Annotated in this window: 24 protein-coding genes; 8 read left to right on the top strand and 16 right to left on the bottom strand. The window is 49.9% G+C overall.

Annotation, left to right across the window (positions count from 1 at the left end; all coding sequences use genetic code 11):
• Positions 1 to 15: 15 nt before the first annotated feature.
• The 6 genes from HMPREF0645_RS12095 to HMPREF0645_RS12070 are packed head-to-tail and all read right to left on the bottom strand — an operon-like array spanning position 16 to position 8,691.
• Positions 16 to 1,371, bottom strand: a complete 1,356-nt coding sequence (locus tag HMPREF0645_RS12095; RefSeq protein WP_044123633.1) for a DUF1302 family protein — start codon at positions 1,369 to 1,371, stop codon at positions 16 to 18.
• Between the two features lies 1 nt (position 1,372).
• Positions 1,373 to 2,152, bottom strand: a complete 780-nt coding sequence (locus HMPREF0645_RS12090) for an outer membrane lipoprotein-sorting protein (RefSeq protein ID WP_044123632.1) — start codon at positions 2,150 to 2,152, stop codon at positions 1,373 to 1,375.
• A 13-nt stretch (positions 2,153 to 2,165) separates the two neighbouring features.
• On the bottom strand, positions 2,166 to 4,523 hold the full coding sequence (locus tag HMPREF0645_RS12085) for an efflux RND transporter permease subunit (RefSeq protein ID WP_007175328.1): 2,358 nt from the start codon (positions 4,521 to 4,523) through the stop codon (positions 2,166 to 2,168).
• 13 nt (positions 4,524 to 4,536) lie between these two features.
• Positions 4,537 to 6,264: an ABC transporter ATP-binding protein gene (locus HMPREF0645_RS12080; RefSeq protein ID WP_007175327.1), complete on the bottom strand. Its 1,728-nt coding sequence runs from the start codon at positions 6,262 to 6,264 to the stop codon at positions 4,537 to 4,539.
• Positions 6,261 to 8,048: an ABC transporter ATP-binding protein gene (locus HMPREF0645_RS12075; RefSeq protein WP_007175326.1), complete on the bottom strand. Its 1,788-nt coding sequence runs from the start codon at positions 8,046 to 8,048 to the stop codon at positions 6,261 to 6,263. Before HMPREF0645_RS12075 ends, HMPREF0645_RS12080 begins: the two co-directional genes overlap by 4 nt.
• Positions 8,049 to 8,076: 28 nt before the next feature.
• A complete protein-coding gene (locus tag HMPREF0645_RS12070) occupies positions 8,077 to 8,691 on the bottom strand; it encodes a TetR/AcrR family transcriptional regulator (protein WP_007175325.1) in 615 nt (204 codons plus the stop codon).
• A 417-nt stretch (positions 8,692 to 9,108) separates the two neighbouring features.
• Between HMPREF0645_RS12070 and HMPREF0645_RS12065 the strand changes: the two genes are divergently transcribed.
• The 3 genes from HMPREF0645_RS12065 (at position 9,109) to HMPREF0645_RS14380 (ending at position 10,676) form a co-directional block, all read left to right on the top strand.
• A complete protein-coding gene (locus tag HMPREF0645_RS12065; RefSeq protein ID WP_052300850.1) occupies positions 9,109 to 9,366 on the top strand; it encodes an HU family DNA-binding protein in 258 nt (85 codons plus the stop codon).
• Between the two features lie 294 nt (positions 9,367 to 9,660).
• Positions 9,661 to 10,428 carry a hypothetical protein gene (locus tag HMPREF0645_RS12060; RefSeq protein WP_007175322.1) on the top strand — a complete coding sequence of 256 codons (768 nt, stop codon included), beginning with the start codon at positions 9,661 to 9,663 and terminating at the stop codon, positions 10,426 to 10,428.
• A gap of 35 nt (positions 10,429 to 10,463) precedes the next feature.
• Positions 10,464 to 10,676, top strand: coding sequence for a DUF4372 domain-containing protein (locus HMPREF0645_RS14380; RefSeq protein ID WP_336433172.1), 213 nt, complete (start codon positions 10,464 to 10,466; stop codon positions 10,674 to 10,676).
• A 485-nt stretch (positions 10,677 to 11,161) separates the two neighbouring features.
• On the opposite strand, the gene gap is transcribed toward HMPREF0645_RS14380, so the two are convergent.
• Entirely contained in the window at positions 11,162 to 12,190 is a 1,029-nt protein-coding gene (gene gap / locus HMPREF0645_RS12055; protein ID WP_007175320.1) for a type I glyceraldehyde-3-phosphate dehydrogenase, read from the bottom strand.
• A gap of 235 nt (positions 12,191 to 12,425) precedes the next feature.
• Here gap and mscL point away from each other — a divergent pair, with 235 nt between their 5' ends.
• On the top strand, positions 12,426 to 12,809 hold the full coding sequence (gene mscL, locus HMPREF0645_RS12050; RefSeq protein WP_007175319.1) for a large-conductance mechanosensitive channel protein MscL: 384 nt from the start codon (positions 12,426 to 12,428) through the stop codon (positions 12,807 to 12,809).
• 51 nt (positions 12,810 to 12,860) lie between these two features.
• Here the strand turns inward: mscL and HMPREF0645_RS13900 are convergent, their stop codons facing one another.
• The 7 genes from HMPREF0645_RS13900 to HMPREF0645_RS14450 form a co-directional block, all read right to left on the bottom strand.
• Entirely contained in the window at positions 12,861 to 13,013 is a 153-nt protein-coding gene (locus tag HMPREF0645_RS13900; protein ID WP_007175318.1) for a hypothetical protein, read from the bottom strand.
• 75 nt (positions 13,014 to 13,088) lie between these two features.
• A complete protein-coding gene (locus HMPREF0645_RS12045; RefSeq protein ID WP_007175317.1) occupies positions 13,089 to 13,475 on the bottom strand; it encodes a rhodanese-like domain-containing protein in 387 nt (128 codons plus the stop codon).
• A 103-nt stretch (positions 13,476 to 13,578) separates the two neighbouring features.
• Positions 13,579 to 16,140: an alpha-glucan family phosphorylase gene (gene glgP, locus HMPREF0645_RS12040; RefSeq protein ID WP_007175316.1), complete on the bottom strand. Its 2,562-nt coding sequence runs from the start codon at positions 16,138 to 16,140 to the stop codon at positions 13,579 to 13,581.
• A 25-nt stretch (positions 16,141 to 16,165) separates the two neighbouring features.
• Positions 16,166 to 17,827: a glycogen/starch synthase gene (locus HMPREF0645_RS12035; RefSeq protein WP_044123664.1), complete on the bottom strand. Its 1,662-nt coding sequence runs from the start codon at positions 17,825 to 17,827 to the stop codon at positions 16,166 to 16,168.
• Positions 17,828 to 18,571: 744 nt separating this feature from the next.
• Positions 18,572 to 19,729: a serpin family protein gene (locus HMPREF0645_RS12025; RefSeq protein WP_007175313.1), complete on the bottom strand. Its 1,158-nt coding sequence runs from the start codon at positions 19,727 to 19,729 to the stop codon at positions 18,572 to 18,574.
• Positions 19,730 to 19,970: 241 nt separating this feature from the next.
• Entirely contained in the window at positions 19,971 to 20,486 is a 516-nt protein-coding gene (locus tag HMPREF0645_RS12020; protein ID WP_007175312.1) for a transposase, read from the bottom strand.
• Positions 20,471 to 20,803, bottom strand: coding sequence for a transposase family protein (locus HMPREF0645_RS14450; protein WP_156777932.1), 333 nt, complete (start codon positions 20,801 to 20,803; stop codon positions 20,471 to 20,473). Before HMPREF0645_RS14450 ends, HMPREF0645_RS12020 begins: the two co-directional genes overlap by 16 nt.
• Positions 20,804 to 21,011: 208 nt before the next feature.
• Here HMPREF0645_RS14450 and HMPREF0645_RS12015 point away from each other — a divergent pair, with 208 nt between their 5' ends.
• The 3 genes from HMPREF0645_RS12015 to HMPREF0645_RS12005 all read left to right on the top strand — a co-directional run bounded on the left by HMPREF0645_RS12015 (position 21,012) and on the right by HMPREF0645_RS12005 (position 22,163).
• Positions 21,012 to 21,245: a GlsB/YeaQ/YmgE family stress response membrane protein gene (locus HMPREF0645_RS12015; protein WP_044123660.1), complete on the top strand. Its 234-nt coding sequence runs from the start codon at positions 21,012 to 21,014 to the stop codon at positions 21,243 to 21,245.
• Between the two features lie 83 nt (positions 21,246 to 21,328).
• Positions 21,329 to 21,778, top strand: a complete 450-nt coding sequence (locus HMPREF0645_RS12010; protein ID WP_007175309.1) for a hypothetical protein — start codon at positions 21,329 to 21,331, stop codon at positions 21,776 to 21,778.
• 202 nt (positions 21,779 to 21,980) lie between these two features.
• Positions 21,981 to 22,163: a hypothetical protein gene (locus tag HMPREF0645_RS12005; RefSeq protein WP_156777931.1), complete on the top strand. Its 183-nt coding sequence runs from the start codon at positions 21,981 to 21,983 to the stop codon at positions 22,161 to 22,163.
• Positions 22,164 to 22,262: 99 nt separating this feature from the next.
• On the opposite strand, the gene spt is transcribed toward HMPREF0645_RS12005, so the two are convergent.
• Positions 22,263 to 23,450 (bottom strand): serine palmitoyltransferase, encoded by a 1,188-nt coding sequence (spt, locus tag HMPREF0645_RS12000; protein WP_007175307.1) that lies wholly within the window; start codon positions 23,448 to 23,450, stop codon positions 22,263 to 22,265.
• 177 nt (positions 23,451 to 23,627) lie between these two features.
• Here spt and HMPREF0645_RS11995 point away from each other — a divergent pair, with 177 nt between their 5' ends.
• Complete coding sequence (locus HMPREF0645_RS11995; protein WP_044123630.1) at positions 23,628 to 24,671, top strand: diacylglycerol/lipid kinase family protein; 1,044 nt, start codon at positions 23,628 to 23,630, stop codon at positions 24,669 to 24,671.
• Positions 24,672 to 24,766: 95 nt separating this feature from the next.
• On the opposite strand, the gene HMPREF0645_RS11990 is transcribed toward HMPREF0645_RS11995, so the two are convergent.
• On the bottom strand, positions 24,767 to 25,939 hold the full coding sequence (locus HMPREF0645_RS11990) for an outer membrane beta-barrel protein (protein ID WP_169305466.1): 1,173 nt from the start codon (positions 25,937 to 25,939) through the stop codon (positions 24,767 to 24,769).
• Positions 25,940 to 25,989 lie beyond the last annotated feature (50 nt).

Here is a 25,989-nt window from a genome sequence, read left to right as displayed (position 1 = left end):
TATTCGCAAAGTATTTCAGAAACTGTACTTCACTTTCACCCATGCTTCGGAGTTCTTACTGTACATTTGGAACTTACCTTTGTCGGCATGGAAATAGTCGTAGCCAGCGGTGAGCTCGATTTGGTCGTTAAGGGAATAGGAAGCCGAGAAACGATTGAAGATGCCGCCGTTGGTTACATCAATGTAGGCAAAGGTGGAGAGTTTCAGCGTGTTGCGCAGCAGTTCTTTGGCGAGCCGTGCTGTGGCAAGTCCTGCATTGCGGTAGGCAGAAAGTCCGTCAAGATTGCCCGAAGTGTATTTGTGGCAGTATTGAAGACTTACATTCCAATCGTTGCCCGGATACCAATCAAGTCCTGCAAGGGCGTTGAGGGAGTTGCGCTGCACGGCATTCTGTCCCAAGCCTACACTCTGCGCCTCGCCTATATAGTCGGCTATTTCGGCACGGACAACGAACTTACCTATGGGCAGTGAGCAATCGGCACCGAGCATAGTCATGCGATGGTACTTCCCGACTATGCGAAGCGATTTCCCATTAGCCGACAGTTCAGGACAAAAGGCAGGCTGTTTGTTCCACGTTCGCAAGGCACTCACAGAGAAATCCACTCCGCTTAGGTTTACGGTTATGCGTCCACCAAACTCCATATTCTTCAGTCGTTTCTCTGGTTTTCCACTTTCCAAGTCTATCGTATAGGGCAAAGGTGAGGACAAAAGGCGTATTGCCCATGGATTGCGCTCATCTGTGGGCAGTATGAAGAAGTCGGCTACAGGATTGCACACAGCCTCGAGCGTAACCGCTCCCATTGTGTACTTAGCACGCAGGGCATTGACAGGCATACGAATATCGTCATAGTCCTGTGCAAGAAATTCGGTGTAGTCGAACGGCGACACGCAGTCGGTAAGTCGCAGCGCATCTGCCACCCCCCATACCACAATCTGCCGTCCCACACGCAGGTCAAGATTACCCTTTGCATAGGCGAGATAAGCCTCGCGCAGCTCCAGTCCCGTGCGCTCTTTGAGTATTCCGTTGTAGATAGCGTTCAGCGACACAAAGAGCGAAGCCGCCCCTTTTTCAAGTTTCAGTTCTCCTCGCGCCCGAGTCCTCGATGCCATCCAGTCGGCTTTTCCCTCTGTCCTTACAGCGTGATAGGTATCGAGGAAACCTTTTACCTGCACCTGCAAAGCGTTGTCGTCGATAGTTTCGACTGTTTCTTCCAAAACTTCTTTCGAGCCAGCAACAGTGTTTTCCAAACTGATAATGGTATCTTCACAAACAATGGTGTCGCTCTCAGTTTGCAGCGTGTCGATTTGGGCTGATGCCTGTGCCGAGAGCATCGGCACAAGCAGGAACATACATAATCGGAGTAGGTTCATATCAGAGCCCTTTCTCCAATTTGGAAACGGTGAAGAGGTTGGGCGCCACCTTGATGTTGAATCGCTGGTTGTCCATGCGAATGATGGTCTTGTGCCCCGTCTGCACATTTTCCATTTGCATGAGGTGCATCGTCCAAAATCCCTGTACTTTATCGATGTTGGAGATAGAGAGTCGGCGGTGTAGCTTGTTCAGTTTATCGTAGTATTCAGCCTTGACAGCCATCAAACAGTCCTGTCTTATCCATGTTACTCGACGTGTATAGATTTCGTCCTTGTCATTGGGAATCGACTGCACCACCCAGCATCTATGTCCGGCTAAGTTTTCTTCTCGCAGGAGCTGGTGTTTTTCCTCGTCCACATTGCGCATACTCATGTCGTTGTAGGTAAAGTCGCTACCCATGAAGTAGTCGGTCTTCGACGACTTACCGCTGATGCGTCTTGTCTTTTTCATGGCAGGCAGATAGAGCCACTTGTCGTCCACCTTGCGTGGATTGTCGTAGTCCCAAGTGAGGAAACCTGTTCCCTTCACATCTCCGGGATAAGTGAAGAACATAATTTTCTTTGTGTCCTTGCCTATGTCCATTGCCCACGATTCGAGTTTGCGCACCCGTTTGTGCCCGCTTCTCTGCACGAGCGTCATTTCGATGGTGGCATAGCGTGTGTCGCCATCGGCGCGGTTCCTTACTTTCTGCATGATGTCTCTTCCTGTGAGACCTGCGGCGTTTGCACTGCAAATCGCAAACAAGGCGATGAGTGTCAATACTAATTCTTTTGCTTTCATTTGATACTGTTTTTTATTGTGAATTTGTCTTTTTTTCTTTGCCAAACACTCTGAGATACTTAAAGAGAATCGGCGTGAGGAACAGGTCTGCCAGCAATGCCGACACCATGCCCGCCACGGCAAGGATGCCCCAGTTGACCATCTGCGTGGCGTTCGACGACATGAATCCTGCGAACGTCGCCGACACGACCACGGTGGACATCACGATGGCAAGCCCCTCGGTACGGAACGTGCTCCTGATGGCGTTGCCGTAGTCGCCGCATCGGTCGTATGCCACGTGGCTGTGATTGATGAAGTGGATGGTGTCATCGACGGCGATACCGAGTATCATCGGTATGAGAGAGGCGGTCATCATGTCGAGCGGATAGTCGAGCCAGCCCATCATACCGCCCACTATGACCGCGGGAGCGAGGTTGGGAATCATACCCACCAAGCCGACCTTCCAACTGCTGAAGACGAGCACGAGGATCACGCCGATGACCAGCACCGAGAGCATCATCGACCACATCTGTCCACGCTCCACGTATTGCTGCATCACGGTGAACTGCGGTATGTTGCCCACCATCGAGATGTGCGCTTGAGGGAAGAGCCGCCGTGCCTCTGCCTGCAATGCGTCCATTTCCTTCTCCGCCTCGTTGGAGTTGTAGTTCTTGATTTCCACTTGAAGGCGTAGTCGCCGGTAGTCATAGTCCATCCAATACTCCGACTCCGTGCCGCCGGCGTTCTCGTAGAGCAGGAGGAGCTGTGCCACCATGTCTGCATCGTCGGGAATACGATAGAATTGTTGCTTGCCACCGTTGAGCGTGCAGTTCATGTCCTTGATGATGTCCGTCACGGAGTTGTGCCGCTTGGTGAGCAGATAGCCTTCTGTGATGGTAGCCAACTGATCGAGCCGTTTTAGGTTCTCGGGCTTCTTTGCGTCGTCTGCGTGCGGCAGTGTAATCATCAAGTCGTAGGAATACATCGACCCCAATTCCGTGTCGCATAGGTCGAGGAACTTCTTCACATACTCCACCTTGCGCCCCATTGTCTTCTCCACGTCGAACGCCGGCTCGATGAAGAACAGACCGATGCCGCAGAACAGCGTGAGCACCGACGACACGACAACGATACGCCGATGGTTGCGCATGACGAACCCGCCGAAACGCTCGAAGTGGTCGCCCACATAGCCCTCGAAGCTGTGCGACATATTCGCGTGTGGCTTCCTGTCCCTGCCCAGCGACAGCAGCACTGGCGTGACCACGAGACACGTGAGCAGCACCGACAGCAGGCAGAGCGAGGTGTTCAGACCAATGGCTTTCATCGGCACGATGCTCATGGAGAGGAACGTCATCATCGCCGCCACGGTGGTCAGCCCCGAGAGCAATACGCCCCAGCCCGTCTCGCCCACGGCATCGGTAATGGAAGCCTTGCGCCTGCCCGTTTCCACAAATCGTGTCTTGAAGAAGTTATATAGGTGAATGTTGTAGGCAATGGAACAGGCAAAAGTGAGTATGACGGCTATCATAGCCGTGCTCATGTCGATGTAAAGCCCCGTCCATCCTATGATGCCGAAGCCGATTATCAAGGCACATATTGAGGTAATCAGCGGTGCAATGACTCCACGCAGCGAGCGGGTGACGACGAGCATCACCACGATGGAGACGAGGAAGGCGATAGCGAACAACCGTCCCATCTCACCCTTCAGATAAACGAACTTCTCGTAGCTCATATAGGGCATTCCTGCGGCATTGGGCGATAGCTCTGCATACTTTGCTTTCGTGATGATGCGTCCTGCCTCCTTGCCCGTGACCATATCGGGAGCGATGTCGCTCGTCTTCTTCCACACGCTGTCAGCGGGGAATGGGCGCAGCTTCACCATGATCCATGTCATCGTGCCGTCCTTCGACACGAGTTTCTTCGAGAGGTAGGGCTTGCTGTATGCCTTGCGCTTGATTTCATTCAGTCCGGCTGCGTCCGACGGGATTTGCTCGGGTACAATCTGCTCGATGGTCATGCCCTCCTCCGTGCCAACGGCAAACTCAAGGTCGGTGAGCGACGTTACCTTGTCGGCATACGAGAGGCTGTCCTTCAGTTCGTTGCTCAGCTCGCGGATGAGCGTGAGGCTTCGCTTGGAGAACACGTCCTTGTTCTTCACCAATACCGCCACATAGTAGTCGTTGCCGAAGATGGACTTGAACTCATCTGTTTTCAAGAGCATCGGGTCGTCGCTCATAAAGTAGTCGTCGAACGAGGTCTTCATCACGATACGCTTCGTTCCCACGAACGAGAATGCGACAAGCAGGGCGAACAGCCCTACCACAAGCAGCCGGTGGCGCAGTATCCACTCCGCCGTCTGCCTGAACTTACGGTTGATTTTTTCGATTTTCATTGTTGTTTTTATTTTATGATTTATTTTCCTGTTGTAATCTCACCATCTGGGCAAACTTGCCACCTTTTGCTATAAGATCTTTGGGCATACCCTGTTCGCTGACCGTCCCGCCGTCAAGTACCACGATGTGGTCGGCACCCAGCACGGTGCGCATGCGGTGGGCGATGATGATGACAGTCTTGCCCTGCACCAGTTCAGAGATACCAGCCTGAATCTTTGTCTCGTTCTCGGCATCAAGGCTGGCGGTTGCTTCGTCCAAGAGTATCACAGGAGCATCTTTTAAGAGCGCTCGGGCTATGGAGATACGCTGCCGCTCCCCACCCGAAAGGGTTTCTCCATTTTCGCCAATCACTGTGTCGTAGCCTTGTGGCATACGATTGATGAAGTCATCGCACTGTGCCAATCGCGCCACATGCCTTACTTCCTCATCGGTGGCGTTGCGTTTTCCTATGCGTATATTGTCGGCAACAGAGGCATTGAAGAGCATCACGTCTTGGAATACTACGGCGTAATTTTTGAGCAACGTCTCTGGTTCTATGTCCGAGATGTCGTGTCCGCCCAGTGTTATCTTTCCACTATTGATGTCCCAAAAACGTGCAGCGAGCTTGGCAGTGGTACTCTTACCACCACCTGAGGGACCAACGAGTGCGGTTATCTCGCCTTGTCGGGCAGTGAATGAAACATTGTGAAGCACCTGCTTGTCTGTTTCGTAGGAAAAGCTGACGTTGTGGAACTCAATGTCATAGTTTGAAACTTCCACCTTGGTGTCGCCCGTCTGTATGGGCATTGCCTCCATCTCCTTCATTCGCTTGATGCGTATATCGAGAAAAGTAAGAATGGCAAGGTGATTGCATACTTCAAGAATTGGATTATAAACCATTGCCGAAACAAGGAGGAACGCCAAATAGACGAACACCGACACGTCGCCACGCTGAAGCATCCATGCGCCTACAACGATGACGGTAGGCATGCCTAATTTAAGCAGTACGGCAGAGATATTGACAAACGCACCTGTCAAGAGTTCACCGGCAACAAGTTCTTTTTCCAATATTTTTAATCGCTGGTCGAACCGCTGGTTGTATTCGTCCTCGCCATTGTACGACTTGATTTCCTGCACACACTCCAGTCCTTCCTGTATCTGTTCGCTCACGCCTCGTTTGATGTGGTAGACATGTGTAAAAGCCCTGTCCATGCGATTTCGTGAAACCAATAGCACCACCAAGGCAAATGGCACGACCCAAAACACAGCGATGGCTAATCGCCAGTCGTAACAGAACATTCCCGCTGCGATAATGACAATGCTCACCACAGAAGCAAATAGTTGGGGAATGGCGTGCGAGAACGTTGTTTCCAATTGTGTGCAGTCTTCCATAATAGTGGCAGTGAGGTCGGAGAGATTGCGCTCACCAAAGAAGGCGAGAGGCAAGCGGCGCAGTTTCTCGGCTAAAGAGATACGGCGTTGCGCACTCTCATTATATACGGTGGTATAGGTGCTGTCGTATTGCCGACGAATCACGACGAGCATCACAACCATAAGCCCTGCTGCCATGAGGAGATAAAACCACAACGTATGAGGGGTATTCCTTGGCATATTATCGAGATACTCCATTAAGAAGTAAAACAAATAAGTGGGTGGCAGCATCAGCACAAGGTTGAGCAGTGTCGAAAAGATGATGCCTTGCTGCAAGTCTTTTGCCCCTTTTTCCGTAAGAGCGAAACGGTTTTGAAAATATTTAATCATGACTTTATGACTTTATGACTTTTAATAGATGATAGTTTCCACGAAACAGATTGTTGATATTCATTCCACATACGGTGGTAATACTTTTCCTCCCTCAATAGTTCCTCGTGCGTTCCCTGTTCGACTATTTCGCCGTTGTCCACAACTACGATGCTGTCGGCATCCTGCACAGTGGTAAGTCTATGGGCTATCATCAGCACGGTTTTTCCTTGGGTGAGATGTGCCAGTGCCTTTCGGATAAGCTGTTCGTTTTCGGGGTCGGCAAACGCAGTCGCCTCGTCGAGTACGACGATAGGAGCATCTTTCAGAATGGCACGAGCAAGAACAATTCGCTGCTGCTCACCTCCCGAAAGATAAGTGCCTTCGGCACCGATAACGGTATCCAATCCCTGTGGCAGACGGTCGATAATCTCGCGACTTTGTGAGAGGTCGATGGCACGGTTGATCTGCTCGGTCGTTGCATCAGGATTGCCGTAACGTAGGTTTTCGATGAGCGAAGTTTTGAACAGACGGGTGTTCTGGAAGACGAACGACACGTTGCGCATCAGTTCGTCCTTGCGCATATCCCTCACGTCTACACCTCCAATGGTAACGCTGCCATGACGCACGTCCCAAAAACGGGGTATCAATCTTGCTATGGTGGTCTTTCCGCTGCCTGACGCTCCTACAAGCGCAACCGTCTTTCCTTCGGGAATGGTAAGGTTGATATGACTCACTGCATCTTTCTCCGCTCCCTCATATCGAAACGAAACGTTGTTGAAACGAATGTCGTACGCTTCTGCCCGTTTTGGCTTGTCGTGCTGCGAGAGCGGTGCAATATCAGTGAGCTGCTCTAATCGTTCCACAGCCTCATTTGCTAAGAAAAGATCCTGACTGAGATACATGGCTTTCATCACGTTGGAAGCGATGAGCGGTGCAATCACCACATAAAGTATCACGTTGGCAATAATTGTGCTTGTATCTCCACCGTGTCCTATCAGGATAATAGCAGTAGGAACAAGGATGAAGGCAAAGGCATTGATAGCCAGTATATAAAATGACATTGGCGTGCGCCACACAAGCGTACACTTGATGACAAGGTCGCGGTAGCTGATAATGCTATCGTAGAAGCGTTTGAACGAGAAGACTGTCTGTTGGAACACCTTGACCACGGGAATACCTCTGACATATTCCACTGCCTCTGCCCCCATCTTCTCCTGCGCATCAAGGTAGAGCCTTTGAAATTGGTTGTTCTTCGGGTTCATCATATATCCCATAATGCCTATCGCGCCAATGAGAGGTATCATTGCAGCCGCACCCAACTGCCAATCCACAGCGAATAACAGTACGATAACACCTATCGGAGCAACGACACAGCTCGCCACATCGGGTAGCAGGTGTGCCACAAAAGTATGTGTCTGTCCCGAATCCTCATCAATGATTTTGCGCATACGTCCCGTGTTTTGTTCATCGAGATAGCCCAATGGCGCACGCATTAGCCGTTGCATCGCTTTGCGCCTCATGTTGGTTTCGATACGGAATGCTGCAAGATGAGAGAGCATCAGTGCCAAAAAGTAGAGCAACACGTTTGCCACCGATATGACAAAAGCCCATAGAGCATAGTCTATAAGAGGTGTGTTTGAGAGGTTGCCCTTGGCGATAAGTAGTGTGCGCACCACGAGCCACAAAAGTATGAATGGGACAAGCGACAGCAGTCCGTTGACTGCCGACAGTGCTACGGAGCATGGCAGCAAGTATTTGCGCCCTCCCATGTAAGCTCCTAAACGTTTGAGAGTTTTCATCATATATTATTGTCTTTTTAATAATTAGTCCTTATGGTTTCAGTAATGCTTTCCAACCTGCCATGCTAAAGTCCATGTACTGCTCCAAGGCAACTTTGATATCCTCGTCGCTGTAATCTTCGTGTTCTACAATCTCGCAGAAAACGGTTATCCATGTAGAACAATTGATGTGAACCAAGAATGGCGAAATGTTGGCGTTGAGATGTGGATAGCGTTCTTTCATCAGTCGCAGATATTCCATACCCACTTTCATCTGTCTGTCCACCATCTTGTCTTTATATCCTTGTAGCGACGTACCCTCCGAGTTGAATAGGAGCAGTCGAAGCTCTGGGCGGAAGTCTTTGATGATGGCGAGCATGGCAAAGATGTAATCTATTTGGTGTTGCCGCATGTTGAACACGTCTATCGACAGAAACTTTTCGTCATTGTGCGACAGGATGTGTTTGTTCAATGCCTTGGTGAGAGGCCGCAGCACCTCGCAAAACAGTTCGTCCTTGCTCTTGAAGTAATTGTATAGGTTTCCTACAGCGACACCTGATTTGCGAGCCACTGTGCGGATGGAGGTGCAGCGTACGCCATGTGCGATAAATTCTGCACGAGCGGTAGCGATGATGCGCTGCCGAATGTCATCTTTCAGAGTTTGCATGATGAGGGTAAAGGGTTAATAGTGAACGTTGTTCAATTTTGTTCATAAAAAAAACGCACTGTTCTTTTCTTGAACAGTGCGCTTCGATAGTGGAGGGGTGTATATCCATATATGCTATATGGTACTTTCGTTTTATCATACTCTTGTATTTTCTTTGCTGCAAAGGTACGAGGTGTGAACAAGTTTTGCAATACTTAAAAGTGGGTATTTTATAATGGGCATAAATTATAATAGTACCCTCTCACAGAAATTAATCTCTAATTAGACTGTCGTGTCGTAGTGTGCAACTCTGAAAGCGAATACAATATTATCCGAGGCCTCTGCAAAACTCCATTTTGCCAGAAACACAATATCTGCCTACCAATAAGTTATACCTCCTGTCAGGGGAGTTTTGCAGAGATCTCATCTAAATAGCTTTTGGCAGTAGTCGCTAACGTGACGGGCGACTATATGGCACAGGGCTGCTCGGTGAGACTCGGCGGCATAGGCTCATTCTACTTCACGGCTGCGACGAACAATAACGGCGTGGCAACAGAAAAGGAAGTAACCGCCGCACTCATCAACAGCGTGCGTGTGCGCTTCATTCCCGAAACCCGCTTCCGTGGAGGCGGCACGAGGGTCACAGGTGGCGACTGCCGTGCCGTGCGTAGACTGGCAGTTGTGGACATCGAGTGAGAGGAAAGGAAAGGCGAAGTCGCCTCGGATGATTCTTCTTCGGGCGGTGGAGCAATCATCAACCCGTAACCGAAAGTTTTTTATAACTCTCTAATTTGTATGGTGCAAGGTCTGTTTCGAAATAGAGCTTGCGCCTGTTTTGTTTTCAAACAGAAAATGTCAGATCTTATGCTGGAAGGTGTTTGATATGTCCTTACGGTAGTTATGACACTGCAAAAAATGTCAGATTCGGTAATAAAGATATTGTTGGTACGCACTTTGCATTGATTTCAAACAACGACAATCAATATCTATATGGCAGGAAATTCAAAATGGATAGAAGGGGAAACTGTAGATTTCATAAAAACAGAAATTCGCAAGTCGAGACGGATGTTTCCATATATTGATGATAATGATAGGACACCATCATGGGATGGTAATATTTTCTTATATTCCAATTCAAGTGGAGAAAAGAACAATTTACTGGGGAAAATCCCTGTACAAGTGAAAGGACATAATATAAAGTCTTTCCCTAAAGGGAATATGAAATACCGTGCGGAAATGGCAGATTTGCGAAATTTCTATAACGACAAGGGTGTCCTATTTTTTGTTGTGTGTCTTCGGGAACATGAAGCAGGGGGATTTGAAAAGAAAGGGTATTATACATGTTTGCCTATTGTTAAATTGAAAGAATTGCTTGAGAAAGGAAAGGGGCAGACAAAAACAACCATAGAATTATCTCCAATGCCTAACAAGATAAAAGAGTTAGAGAAGTCTCTTTTTACTTTTTATGACGATTTAGGTAAACAAGTTAGTGTCAGATATGCCAAAGAACTTCCATCCATACAGGACTTAACCGATGAACAATTAGGGCGGCAATTTGAATTTACCGTTATTGTAGAGAACAACAAAAATCCATGGAATCAAATTACTTCATCTTATAGGTATCTTTATGCCAAAACAGCAAACGGAATATTGCCATTCAAGGAAGGACCATGCAAACTGTCTTTTATGACAGAGCGTGAAGCTACCATAAGAATTGGAGAGCAAATTTATTATAAGATGGCACTAGTGTCCGGTTAAAATTTCCAGACTGTCATTTAGTTCGTTAATATTCAATGATATACATCGATTTAAAAATTTTCCGATTTGAATTCTTATCTTTGTACTGTCTCATATATAAGATAGCACAGGATATGAATGTAGGAAACACTGTATTCTCGCAACTGATGTCTCTCATCCCTGATTACGAACTTAGGAAATGTGTTGACAGATATCGAGGGGATTTTCATGCAAGACGTTTCACTTCTCGTGAGAAGTGTCAGCCCTAAATTTGTATCTTACCCAAAAGTTTAGCGGACAGTAATAAAAATTATTCGCAAGCTCATCAACTCGTCACAATTAGGCTGCGCGCTGAGCAAGTTGATGCAACAAAAACGGTGGAGGGTTAATTGGGAAGAGGGAAATATAATTCAAAATTCACAATTCAAAATTCACAATTTGGCTGCGCGTTGAGCATGTTGAGGCAACAGAAACGGTGGAAGGATAATTGTGATAGGGAAGAGAAAGGGAAGAATGAAGAGTGAAGAGGGATGAATATGCATTACATGACTGTCGTATCACTCGAAAAGTTGGATGAAGCATTTTTGCGCTAACGGCTGTAGGTTGCCTGACTGCGGAGTATCTCCCGCACTGTCATCGCTCGTAGGATTCAGTGAGCAGCCGACTCCCGTATCACAAAAGAAGCCGCCCGACGCAGTGCATCGGGCGGCTGTATGTTGGACTTCTGTCCAATCAGGTTATCGCTTGTGAGTTATTACTTCAACTCGGCGAGGTACTTGATGGTGCGAACCATCTGAGAAACATAAGAGTTCTCGTTGTCGTACCAAGAAACAACCTGAACCTCGTAGTGGTTATCGTCGAGCTTCAGAACCATGGTCTGAGTTGCATCGAAGAGTGAACCGAACTTCATGCCGATAACATCAGAAGAAACAATCTCGTCCTCGTTATAGCCATAGCTCTCGTTAGCGGCTGACTTCATGGCCTCGTTCACTTTCTCTACGGTTACGTCCTTGCCTTCAACAACAGCAAAGAGAAGCGTTGTAGAACCTGTTGGAACGGGAACACGCTGAGCAGCACCGATCAATTTGCCGTTCAAGTCAGGCAGAACAAGGCCGATAGCCTTAGCTGCACCTGAAGAAGCGGGAGTGATGTTGCAAGCACCTGCACGTGAACGACGGAGGTTACCCTTGCGCTGAGGACCGTCAAGAATCATCTGGTCACCCGTGTAAGCGTGGATAGTCTGCATGATACCAGACTGGATTGGGAAGGCCTTGTTCAGAGCGTCGGCCATAGGAGCCAAGCAGTTGGTGGTGCAGGAAGCAGCTGATATAATCTTGTCTTCCGGAGTCAGGGTCTTGTGGTTGGTGTTGTAAACGATGGTGGGGAGGTCGTTGCCTGCAGGAGCAGAGATAACTACCTTCTTAGCGCCAGCCTTGATATGGGCAGAAGCCTTATCCTTAGAAGTATAGAAACCTGTGCACTCGAGCACCACGTCAACGTTCAAATCGCCCCAAGGCAGCTCTGATGCATCGGGCTTGGCATAGATGGTGATCTCCTTGCCGTCAACGATGATAGAGTTGTCTGTTGCCTCTACTGTGTGCTTACCCTCACCGAACTTGCCGGCGAAACCGCCCTGGGCAGTGTCATATTTAAGAAGGTGAGCGAGCATTTTGGGGCTTGTCAAGTCGTTGATGGCAACAACTTCATAACCCTTTGTTTCAAACATCTGACGGAATGCAAGACGGCCGATACGACCGAAACCATTAATTGCTACTTTTGTCATTTTACTTTTTTATTTATAAAGGTTTAAAAAATATTTTATCCTGTTACAAAGAAACTTTCCCTCGTACACTTGCAAAGTTACGAATTATTTTCTAAATTTGCAGTCGAACCAAGTATTAAATATCTTAAAAACAAGCATATAATCGACTATTTTGAAAAAAATAACAGGTTGAGTTGGTGAGTGTAAACTCTATATGTCAAAAACAACGCGTAATATTAATTATATTCATATACTTATGGGTTTTATTCAAGAATTTAAAGAGTTTGCCATTAAGGGCAATGTCATGGACATGGCTGTCGGTGTGATCATCGGAGGTGCCTTTGGCAAGATTGTATCATCACTTGTCGACGACATCCTGATGCCTGTGACCGGTCTATTCACTGGCGGTGTAGACTTCTCTAAGTTGTCTGCCAAGATAGGCGATGCCACCGTTACTTACGGTATGTTCATTCAGAATGTGATCGACTTTCTGATTATTGCAGGCTGTATCTTCATTATGGTCAAGGCCATGAACAAGTTGATCAAAAAGAAGGAGGAAGAGCCGGCACCTGCCGCTCCGAAGCCATCGGCCGAGGAAAAACTTCTCTCAGAAATCAGGGACTTGCTGAAGAACAAGTAACACCTATTATAATCATGGCGCCAACCTTCACAGAGGTTGGCGCCATGCATTTTATAACTTGATATAGTCTTTCGAGATGAGATCATAATACAGCGCTTCGAGCTCGCTCAGCGATAGTTGCTCCACGCTGTGTTCGATGATGCGTATCAGTTCTGCGCGTCGACTTTCCTCATCTCCGTCAAAATGTGTAAAGACTTTATCCATTTTCCACGATGTATTCAGTTTCCGACCACGATGTAGTTCCCCATACGGGGGAGCCTGCACGTCGTGCCGGTTGTTTTATTGGTTCACCGGCTTACCGGCGTTCATCCATTCCATGATTCCGCCGTTCAGATTCACCACCTCGAAACCCTGCTTGGCCAACATCCTGGCTGCTTTCATCGAGCGTTGACCGCTTCTGCAATACACATAGGCCGGCCTGTCCTTGTCGAGCGTTCCGGCCGCCTTGCTTGCAAAGTCGGGCTGTTTCACGTCGATGTTGACGGCGTTTGCAATGTGTCCTTCTGCGTATTCGCCTGGGGTGCGCACATCAATCAGTTGCACGCTGTCGGCGCTGATAGCTGCTTCGAACTGTGCGGCATCTACCGAGGTGATGTGCTCATTCTGCGCACACGAGCCCGTTCCGAGTCCCAGTGCTGCCAATATAGACATGATCAGGTGTTTCATTCCTTTGCCTTTCTATCGTTTTGTTATTCCTTTTTCTCGCGCTGTCGGTGTTGCAGAAGCGGGGGGGGACAGCACCGTGCCACCCCCGCTTGCATCATCCTGATTAGTCGAGCCACTTCACATAGCAGAAGTCCTGACGGTGAGGCAGATCCTTGTTCTTGGGGAACATGCGCACACAACTGCGGAATGCACCAGCCATATCAGGTTCTACCTCCAGCTCGAAGGTGTAGTTGTTGCCTTCATGGCTCACCTGCTTGAATTCGTGCACACTGAAGATTTCCCGATCCGACGGGTCGGTCTCAGGTTTCAGCGTAACGAGTTCCAGACCCACGGCATCGTTGAGTCCCTGCTCGTCGATGACATACTTCAGCGTATATTTCACACCCGTCTCTCCGCCGTTATCGAATACGCTGATATCCTTGCTTACAACGTGGATTCCGTCCCAGCGCTCGGCTACGGACTCTTTCCAGAGCGCAATATCCTTGGCCAGCTTGCTGTCGTTGGCAGACAGCTTCCTGAATCGTTTCTCCAGTTTAGTGTAGAACTTATCGTAGTAGTCGTCGAGCTGCCGCTTCATGGTGTAGTGGGGCGCGATGGTGGCGATGGAATTCTTGATAACCTTTATCCACTTTTCGCTGTAACCCTTCTTGTTACGGTTGTAGTAGAGCGGTATGATCTCGTTTTCCAGGAGCGAGTAGATGGTAGCCGCATCGAGTTGATCCTGATACGTCTGGTTCTCATAGGTGCGTTCCTGGGGGAGTGCCCAGCCGGCACCCTCGCGATAGCCCTCAACCCACCATCCGTCGAGCACGGAGAGGTTCACCACACCGTTCATCTCGGCTTTCTCGCCTGATGTACCCGATGCTTCGAGCGGACGGGTCGGCGTGTTCATCCAGATGTCCACGCCAGACACGAGGCGGCGTGCGAGCTGCATGTCGTAGTCCTCGAGGAAGATAATCTTGCCCAGGAACTCCGGGCGCTGGCTAATCTCGAATATGCGTTTGATGAGACCCTGGCCGGCACCGTCAGCGGGGTGGGCCTTACCCGAGAACAAGAAGATAACGGGATGCTCTTCATTGTTCACGATGCGGTTCAGGCGATCGATATCCGTAAACAGTAGGTGGGCACGCTTATAGGTGGCGAAGCGGCGGCAGAAACCGATCATCAGCGCATTGGGATTAATCCGATCGAGCAGCGACACCACGCGAGCCGGATCCTGCTGATTGCGGAGCCACGACTGCGTGAACTTCTCGCGGATATAGGTAACGAGCTTCTGCTTCAGTGCCATGCGTGTCTTCCACACTTCGTCATCGGATACATCGTAGATGGCATGCCAGATGTCCTCGTTGCTCTGGTCGTTGATGAAGTTCGGGTCGAAGAACTTATCGTACACCTTGCGCCACTCGGTAGCAGTCCATGTGGGGAAGTGCACACCGTTGGTGACATATCCCACGTGGTTTTCTTCCGGGAAATATCCCGACCATATCGGCGCAAACATCTTCTGGCTCACCCATCCGTGGAGCTTGCTCACGCCGTTGATCTCCTGCGAGGTGTTGCAGGCAAAGGTGCTCATGCAGAAGCGTTCATTGTGGTCGTCGGGATTTTCGCGTCCCATACCGATAAATTCGTCCCAAGAGATACCCAGGCGTGCCGGATAGCCGCCCATATACTTGCCGAAGAGTGCCTCGTCGAAATAGTCGTGACCGGCTGGAACCGGTGTGTGCACGGTGTAGAGCGATGAGGCGCGCACCAGCTCGATGGCCTGGTTGAACGTCAGTCCACTGTCGATATAGTCGCAGAGCCGCTGCAGGTTGCACAGAGCTGCGTGACCCTCGTTGCAGTGGTAGATGTCTTTCTTGATGCCCAGCTTGTTGAGCGTGAGTATGCCGCCGATGCCCAGCAGTATCTCCTGTTTCAGGCGGTTTTCCCAGTCGCCGCCATAGAGGGAGTGGGTAATCGGCCTGTCATATTCCGAGTTCATGTCGTTGTCGGTGTCGAGCAGGTAGAGCTTGATACGCCCCACGTTGGCGCACCACACCAGTGCATGCACCTGATAGTTCATATAGGGCACCTCCACCACCACTTGGTTGCCGTTTTCATCGAGCACACGCTCAATGGGCAACGAGTTGAAGTTTTGTGCATCGTAGTGTGCAATTTGCTGACCGTCCATCGAGAGCATCTGCGTGAAGTAGCCGTAGCGATAGAGGAAGCCCACGGCACAAAGGTCCACGTTGGAGTCCGATGCCTCTTTCAGATAGTCGCCAGCCAACATGCCGAGGCCGCCGGAATAGATCTTGAGCACTTGGTTCAAGCCGTATTCCATCGAGAAATAGGCCACGGAGGGGCGCTTGGTATCGGGCTTGGCATCCATATAGGCGCGGAAGGAGGCATACACGTCCTTCACCTTTTTCATTAGGGTGCGGTCCTTCACAATTTCTTCCTTGCGGTCATAGCCCAGTCGCTCGAGCAACAACACGGGGTTGTGACCCACTTCCTCGAAGAGCTTTTCGTCCAAACTCTTGAACAGTCTGCGGGCCTCATAGTTCCATGCCCACCACAGGTTGTGTGCAATCTCGTCGAGGCAGTTCAACTGCTCGGGGAGACGCGACTTGACAGACAGCTCCTTCCATTTGGGAGCATTGCTGTAATCTGCTTTAATTTTCATAACTATATAATTTATTAATTTTGTTTTACTGTTGTTTTCTTGCCTCAGCCTTGCGCAGTGCCAAGTCGTAGGCACGCTCATAGTGGACGATAAAGCGGTTCCATAATGCTTTTTTCGAGAGTCTCCGGGCTTTCTCCCGCACTTTTCTCACTTGCGTGTCGGACATGTTCGAATAGTCCACCACGATGTTCCTGATGGCGTCGGCCACGTCGGAGAGGTTGTAGTCAGTGCGTTCGATAACTTTCACGCCGTCTTCGATCACGCCCTCATGTCCTAACTCGGAGTTCACCCACAGCCCAAATCCGGCCAAGGTGGTCGTGATGGTGGGCACTCTGAAGGCCACCGACTCCAGTGGGGTGTAGCCCCAAGGCTCGTAGTAGGAGGGGTAGACCGAGAGGTCGCTACCCGGCACAATATCATAATAGGGCATGTCGATGATGCCGTCGTTGCCCGTGAGGTAGCACGGCACGAAGATGACCTTCACCTTGTCCGTGGCCCGATTCTTCATGCCCAGCCCCTGCATCATGCCCAACACCCTGTCGTCGTTGGCATTGTGCAACCAGTGGGTCACGGCGGGGAGTGTCAGCGGTTCGGCAAAGGTTTCCCCCGAGGCCAACCGCTCCTGTAAGTCCTGGCGTGGACCGGCCTCCCAGCCCGGCACCATGATGAAGGCTACAACGTTTCTGGTCAGTCGGTTGTCGCGGTTCAGGTCGTTCATGGCCTCGATGAACACATCGATTCCCTTGTTCCGAAATTCATATCGCCCACTGGTAGACACGATGAGGGTGTTGTCATCGAGCGTGGTTCCCAGCAGGGCATTGGCCACGTCGAGCAAACGCCTGCGCGCCTTGCGCCGTGTGGCCGTGAGTGCCGCGCCCTGTGGCACGAAGTTATCTTCGAACCCGTTGGGCAGCACCACATCCACCGGTTTGTCGAGCAACTCGGCACACTCGCGCGCCGTGATGTCGCTCACCGTGGTGAAACAGTCGGCGTAGTGGGCAGTTTGTTTCTCGATGGAGTGCTTGCTTTGCATGTTCAGCTCGCCGGCCATCTGGTCGCCATTGTAGGCGGGCAGGTAGTCGTAGAGCGGTTTGTTGTTGCCGGCAATGCTTCGGCCGATGCTCGTGGCATGGGTGGTGAAGATGGTGGCCACCTCCGGCAGATGCTTGTGGATATAGAGCAGTCCCAGTCCCGTCATCCATTCGTTGGCATGATACACCACCTTGTGCGATGGACCGAGGCAGAACCGATAGAAGCTCTCCACCACTAATGCGGCTGCATACGAGAATATGGACGCCTCGTCGTAGTCGCCATAGGCATGGAGACTGTCCACCCCGAAACTATTCCACAGTTCGGTGTAGATGCGGTTTTTCTGATCAAAGTAGGGGCTGAAGTCCACGAGCACGGCGACAGGCTGACCGGGGATGTCCCAGCGTCCAACCTTTATCTGGAGTCCTTCCCGGGATGCATGCTCCTGCCAGTCGGCATAAAGGGAGGCATCCTCCTTGAAATAGATACATTCTTGTTGTTTCCAACAATCCGGGCCGATGAAAATCAAACGGTCCCCGATTCTGTCTTGTAATGTCTTGGCGCGTGTCGATAATACGGCATATATACCTCCGACCTTGTTGCAAACTTCCCAACTCGATTCGAAAATATAATCAGGAAACAGCATTTCTGTTGTCATCATTTATCTAATTGTTATAATAAACATACGCAAAGATAGTATAAATAATACAAACGTACAAGTTTCATTAATATATTTTGAAAAACACCTGCCTTTTCTTGATATAAAGCATTAACTTTGCAATATTCAACAAGTTATCACCATGGGGAAAATCATTATAGCAATGGTTGCCTTGATAGCAACCATCGGAGTTTGTGCACAGAAAACAACCACTCTTCCTGACTCGACGTTGTTTAAAGGGTATTTTATAACAACGACTACAATATCTATCTGCAACTCGATGCCTATCGGCAAAACATAACCGTGCCCGGGCAGGATATATACGGTGAGCTGCCGGGCTATTTGGGCGACACTCGCGACTCGCGCAAATAGCTGTTCACGTCGTCGAAAATCATCAACAAGTCTACGCTCAGGCTCAGTGTCATCAACGATTATGGCAGCGAAGACCTTGTGGCTACGCTCACACAGGAAGATGACACAACCTTTGTGCTTAAAAAAGAGTCGGGCAGTACTCTGAAAATTGCGCGCAACGGCAAATCGCAGAAACTGCCCAAGCAAATATCCTTTTATAAAAGAAGGCCGAAGAAATAACCACCCAGGCTGATACGGCGACGCTTCCCTGCTGGGACGCGGCACGCCTACGTCTCAACAGCCATGGCCGTCCCGTTTGTCGGTACGGATTTTGCCATTATCTGCAGGCTCATCCATGCCGACTAATCAACGCTTGAAAAGCCCCTGTGGATATCAGTCGCCTCGATATACACCCATGAAAAATATGGCACCGGTGCTGCTCTCGGTAATGGCATACACGAACGGATGGTCGGCATGAAACTCCATCAAATCAGGCAGACCAGCAGAAGTCATCATCACTACGACAGCAGTAACTGCTGCTGCACGCGTACCCTCCTCGTCCAATTCGATTTTTGCACTCTGCAATACTTCTGACACGGCCGTCTGACCGTCACACAAGGCTCCGAAATCAGCTTGCTGCGAATTGAACATCCGCCGCATACCCATATTCGACAAAGGTTTGTTGAGCACACTTTGACAGGTTGTTGTGAATCGCGGCAACTTCAAGTCAACCTCCATTTCCAAACAGCTTTCTATGTTTTCTCTCCATTTTTCGGTAGAAAGGCCGGCCAAAACGTCGTTCACCGTCTTGCCCTTCTGAGGCAAAAGGACAACCATGTTGAACGAACCGTTGCCATAAGGCAAAATCACAGTCTTGCAGGTGTCGTTGACATTGGCTCTGTATTGGGATTCCTGATGCATCATCGGCAGTTGTCTACGCGCTCCGTTTTCAGTAACAAAAGATTCCTTTTGCGTCCGCGCCTTGTCAAACTTAGATGCCCATATACCCTTGAAATAAACAGCGTTCATCAAATAGGTCACAGCCATAGGGTCGACAGCATTCAACACCTTTGGTATCATGCCTTTTGTTTTTTCCTTGGCCCAATTATTGATAAATGACAATGTAGCCGGCGAACCGAAATCCTTGTTCTCAACCAAAGCATCGTAATGTTGCCTGACTGTTTTCTTAAAGTCGGTCCGGAGCTGATGCTTCTGATTAACCACCACTGCATTGGCAATGTCGATCGTAGCAGACTTGTCCAACCAAGGTGCATCGGTCATCAACTGTTGACATATCGCGTTGACATCCTTCACATCTTCTGTTCCAAATCCCAAACCTCCAACGATTTCCCGCCGCGTATCGCCTTGTGCACCATTGGCCAACATGCCCAACGCATAGGTGGCACTCAGGGGAGAAACGAGCACACTGCCTTCCCCCGAGGCAGCAACTTCTTTGAACATACGCAACGAGAAGTCGTTATTGCTGCTCACTGCCGACAACTGATCCTCCGTCATTCTGACCATACCTGGCATGTTGTTTTTTTTCGACATTTTCTGATTGACACTATGGCAAGAAACCAACAGTATTGTTGCCAATACCAGTACACATATTTCTCTTACAGATTTTCTCATCACTTGATTTTGTTTAAATGTTCTATCAAACCAGTTCTATCAATCAGCCTTATCAGACTGGCAGAACTTACTTAAATAATGCCAAAACTCCGAAATTCTTGCATGGCCGACAACCCTTTTAGCTTTTTTAAGGTTCTTCCGCTTTTCTCGTTGGTCGCCATTAATTTAATTCAGTTTTGACGGTTTCATCTTTCATGCCTAAAAGAAGCAATTTGAAGTATTCGTCATCTCTGTAACCATAGCCTTTCCTCTTTATCAACTTCACCTTGTTGTTTGTCCCCTCAAGTATGGCATTTGTAACCTTACAATCATACCAGGCAAGTATCCCCGTCCGTTTTGCCAATAGCGTGTTAGCTACTTTAACCATTGCCGGCAGTTTGCTTTCTATGGCCCTGTCGCACCAATACCGCAACTGTTCCTCAGCCTCCACCTTGTTGTTTTGCATCCATATCTGTGCGATGTCTTCTTTTAAGTAATATGCCTTGAACAGGGGGGGGTCGTTTGTAGTCAGGATGTTAGTAAAGCGTCTCCTTGATGCTTCATCGAACTTATCCAACGACTTTGACAACAGCATCCATCTCGTTCCTTTTATCAGCTTCCTCTTCTCCATATTCTTCTCCTGATTCCACACGCTACGGCGGACTTGGTTCACGGCTTCATTTACAAGCTCAACCACATGGAACTTGTCATATACATGTGTAGCCCATGAGTAAACGGTATGTCTGCCTGATGTACTTTTCCACACGTCTTGCACTGGTAGCGTTGAACTGTAAGGTATAGGAAAGTCCTTTTGCTGCCAATGGGAAGATTGTGTATGTTGCGATAGACCACACCATATCGTATGACTTCCGTGCTGCCGCAATGAGGGCAGGTTACTTTCTTTACCGGAATACTTTTGAGTTTTAAAACTATTGAGCTATCTTTGTACTCCGTAGTATGATAATGGTAACTGCGGTCAATACCGAAACCATGATATAAGAAGCTTAGTTCCATGTTCTATATTTAAGATTTGTGGTGAATCCTAATATATAACGGAATTAGGCTTCTTTTTTATATGATCTCTAAAATTATCCGATGAAACTTACCATCGACCAACGAGAAAAGCGGAAGAACCTAAAATAATTTGACGAAATCATACAATTCTGATATTTTTTTCTTATCTTTGTCCATGTTTATAACAACTTTTAAACAAATAGAAATTATGATTTGGACAATTATTGTAGGTCTTCTTGCCGGATTGATAGCCGGTAAAATTATGGGTCATGACGGCCAGGGATGTTTGGTCGACTTGTTATTGGGTCTTGTTGGTGGTTTTGTTGGTGGCAACGTGCTCGGCTGGGTTGGCATAGAGTGGAACGGTGTTATCGGACAGATCGCTACGGCCGTTATCGGTGCTGTTATCATCTTGTGGGTCTGGTCTAAAATCAAGAAATAAATATTCGGACAAAGACTTTTGATCATATTGTACGCCTTTTTGGCGTCAGATATCAGTATCACAGGTGTCAACCTGTTGTGCCTATGAGAAAACTGATCGTGGGAATTGTGTGCCTGATGGTGTCGGCATCTGCAATGGCTCAAGGAACTGTGGCCGGCGCGGAGTCGAAACCATTCAAAGGCAACTTCCTCAACCGTGAATACGACGTCTACATCTGTCTCGACCCCTACCAGAAGAACGTCATCGTGCCTGGTCAGGAAATCTATGGGGAGTTGCCCGGCTATCTGGGCGACAACAAAGACGGGCGTAAGTGGCTGTTCACCTCATCGGCCATTAAGAATGCCACCACCCTCAGGCTGGAAGTCATCAACGACTACGGCAGTGAGGATTTGACGGCAACACTGGAACAGACCGACGACACCACGTATGTGCTGAGGCAGGGTGCCGGCAGCACACTTAAGATTGCGCGAAACCGCAAATGGGTGAGGTTGCCCAAAAAACTGACGTTCTACAAGCAGAACGATAGACGGTAAAGCGTGTTGCAGCATTTGTTGGCCATTCCCTTACAGTTTTGTGAGGGATAGGGTGAGATGCTATGTTGACAGCACCAAAATGAGACGGGGTTCGCAATTTTTCACCCTTTCCTATTAAATATGGCAAAATAATAGGGCTTCTTTTGTACTATTTTTGTAATTTTGGCGAAGAATCGATGAAAAATGCATGAACATTACAGGTATGACGACTGAAAGAAGACATCACCACCATCATCACCACCAAGACGCATCAGATATTTTCAAGCAGAACCAGTTTCATGCCAGGAGGCGCCGCCGGATTATTTCCAATGTGCTATTCACCTTGGGATGTATCCTCTCGGTGCTGATTATCATTGCCGTCGTTTGGCTTTATACCAACGAGTAGGGTAGGCTGCCGGCCACCGTATTCTGCCAAACGCAAAGCGCATCTCATGACTTGACTCGTGAGATGCGCTTTGCGTTTCGGTCTATACGACTGCGGGGACTACTTGATGATTCCCTGCTCTGTGAATATTTTCTTCAGAATCTGCACACCACGCTCCACGTGGTCGGTCGTGTGCGATGCCATCAGGGCAAAGCGCACAAGCGTGTCCTGCGGTGCACAGGCCGGTGGAATGACGGGGTTGATGAACACCCCGGCCTCGAAAGCCAGATGGGTGACGAGGAAAGTCTTGTCGATGTCGCGTACGTAGAGGGGGATAATCGGACTCTCGGTGTCGCCAATCTCAAAACCCTCCTCGCGGAATCGCTTCAGCGCGTAGTTGGTAACGTCCCACAAATGCTCGATGCGCTCCGGCTCTTCCTGGATAATGTGAAGCGCCTTCAGTGCGGCAGCTGTGGCTGCGGGCGTGTCACTGGCCGAGAAGATATAGGTGCGGGACGTGTGGCGAAGATAGTTGATGGTGTCGGCATCGCCAGCGATGAATCCACCGATCGAGGCCAAGCTTTTCGAGAAAGTGCCCATGATGAGGTCTACCTCGTCCTGAAGGCCGAAGTGATGGCACACGCCCCGGCCCTGCTTTCCAAACACCCCGAGGCCGTGAGCCTCGTCGATCATGATCGAACAGTTGTACTTATGTTTCAGTTCCACGATTTCGGGCAGCTTGCAGAGGTCACCTTCCATAGAGAAAACACCGTCGGCCACAATCAGCTTAATGGCCTCTTTCGGGAGTTTCTGAAGCACGCGCTCCAAGTCGTCCATGTCGTTGTGCTTGTAGCGTAGTTGCGTGGCGAAACTCAGGCGCCGCCCATCCACGATGGAGGCATGGTCGCGGTCGTCGCAGATGATGTAGTCGCCGCGTCCCACAACGGCCGGAATCACACCGGAATTTACGGTGAAACCCGTGGGGAAGCACAGCACATCGTCCTTGTGTACAAACGTGGCGAGCTCTTTCTCCAGCTGCACATGCAGGTCGAGGGTTCCGTTGAGGAAGCGGCTGCCTGCACACCCGGAGCCATATTTCTTCAGGGCTTGCCCGGCGGCCTCGATGACGCGCTCGTCGCCTGTCAGTCCCGTGTAGGCATTGCTGCCGAACATCAGCACGTGATGTCCGCCCATGGTGACTTCGGGTCCTTGTTTACTGGTAATTTCTCTAAAATAGGGATATACGCCAGCCTCCATATAACGCTGTGGCTCGCGATAGTTTTTATACTTTTCCTGTAATTGTCCCATTTTGATAAATAGGTGTAGAAATCTCTACAGATGTTATAAATAGGCTGCAAAGATACAAAAAAGAACTAATATCGCGACTAAAAAAGGGATAAATCGTTTAATTTGTAAAATTCAGCGGGTTATTCGTATATTTATCACAGTAAAATGACTAAATTTGCGTCACTTAATTCTCATGGCATGAAGAAGTCGATACTGTTTATTATCAATCCGATTTCGGGGACGACGGCTAAGAATCGTCTTCCCGGGGAGATAGAGAAATATATAGACCATGAAAAGTTCGATGTCGACATCAAGTTCACGGAGTATGCGGGTCATGCCAAGGAACTGGCCGCGCAGGCTGCCGACCGCGGTGTGCATGTGGTGGTGGCTGTAGGAGGCGACGGTACGGTGAACGAGGTGGGCAGTGGTCTTGTCCACACATCCACCGCATTGGGTATCATACCCTACGGCTCGGGCAACGGACTTGCCCGACACCTCTTGATTCCGATGAATTTCAAGAAGAGCATGGACATCATCAACCGTTGCAAGATTCGCGAACTCGACTACGGTGTGATCAACGATTACCCATTTTTCTGCACCTGCGGCATGGGGTTCGATGCCTTTGTCAGCCAGAAGTTTGCCGAGGCGGGAAAGCGTGGGCCGATATCCTATATCCAAAAGGTGCTTGAAGAAGGTGTGAGCTATAAACCCGAAACCTACGAAATCATTGAGGATAACGACAAGACGAACCATAAGGCGTTCCTGATTTCGTGTGCCAACGCCTCGCAATACGGCAACAATGCTTACATCGCTCCGCAGGCTTCGATGAGTGATGGGCTGATGGATGTGGTGATCATGGAGCCGTTTGATGTGCTCGAGGCGCCGCAGATAGCCATCGATATGTTTAGCAAGACACTCGACAAGAGTTCGAAAATCAAGACTTTCCAAACCGGACACCTGCAAATTCGCCGGTCCGAACCGGGCGTTATACACTATGATGGTGAGCCTGTGATGACGGGGGCGGACATTGATGTGCACCTCGAAAGAAAAGGCATACGCATCATTGTCAATGCCGAGGGCAACAAGCAACAGCGCAAACCCAACGCCATACAGACTGCCGCAGCCGACCTCTTTAATGGAATCAACGCGGTGCGCTCGGATATCGCCAGAAGGACGAAGCGGGGTATGGCCCTTGCCCGGTTTATACAGAAAAAGATAGAAAGGCGTCTGCCGGGCATCTAACCCCCGTCGCAGCCTTTGCCCAAGACCGAAATTGCCGGATGCGTGAGATGCATCCGGCAATTGTTGTCTTGGCGTGTCCGCCGTGTTCTTGTTGATTATCTTCCGACTCTCGTGTCCAACTTCATCCTCACACCCACGTTGAGGTTGAAGTTCAGCGGCTTATCGGTATAGGAAGACTTGATTCCACTGCCGTTCTTGAAATAGAACTCGGCGCCGGGTTCGGCAAAGAAGCTGACCAGTTTGGCCGGTTGGTATTCCACCCCGGCGGCAGCATGAGTGCTGAACACCGGCCGATGCTCGCTCAAATCGGTCGTTTTGCGTGGTTCGGATGACGTTTCGGACACCCGTTGTGTGATGGATTCGCCCTTGACGAGTTGCTCGATTCCGCCCCCGCCCTTGACGTAAACGTTCAGGTGTGGGGTTTGCCAAACGCTGTAACTCAGGCTGACGGGAATGCCGATGTAGTGGAGTTTCTGTCTGGTTGTACGCACGGCCGAGGGACTTTCCTCGGTCAAGTCGGAGGTCAGTCGGCTGTAGGTGATGCCCGATTGCAGGCTCCAGCGGTCAGACAGACGGTATTCCAGCGACACGCCCACCTTGATGGGGCGGTGGTGTTTCTCGTGCACGATGGGTGGAACGTTGGCCACGGCCAGTCTTTGAGCATCGTCTTGGGAGAGTTCGGTGGAATACTTGCAGTCGGAAGCCGGCAACGACATGATCGTGTTGCTACCGTCACGGACTGATGTTTGCATGGACGGCTGCCCACCGTAGTACATGCCGATTCCCCAGGGCGAGCGTCGGGAGGAGCCGAAGGAGCTCGCGGCGACGTGGCTGCGACGCGTGGTGGCAGGCTGACGGGTCGAGGGAGACACGGTGTTACGCCTGCTTTCGCCCGCGGAGACTTCCCGCGTGTCGTTTCCGGTTTGAGCCACAAGCGGCTCCGACTCGTTGTCGGCATGACCGGTAGCCTTCAGACCCAGCACTTCTTTCGCGTCTGCTGCCACAGCCAGCACACGGCCGCCGAGGCTCCGTGGGGCGCGCTTCACCTGCGATTCACTCTGCAGGAGCGCATCGGGTGCGGTGTCGAGGCGCGGTGAAGACGTTGTCTGCGGTGCCTTTCCAGCCGCAGATGCCATGGCCTTCTCCCCTCCGGAGCCGGCTGAAGCCATTGGCTTCGGGTCGCCGTCGTAGGTCAAATAGCCTATTGTGCCCACGCCCAGCAGGACTGCAATGGCCGCCGCGACGGCCACACGCCGCCACAGGGGCACCGCTTTCGCATGCGTTTCCGCCAAGGCGGGCTCAAGACCGCGGGCTGCCA

It is taken from the genome of Hallella bergensis DSM 17361 (assembly GCF_000160535.1).
GTDB classification, from domain to species: domain Bacteria; phylum Bacteroidota; class Bacteroidia; order Bacteroidales; family Bacteroidaceae; genus Prevotella; species Prevotella bergensis.
Note: the sequence above shows the minus strand (reverse complement) of the source record. Positions and strands in the feature narration are given on the sequence as shown.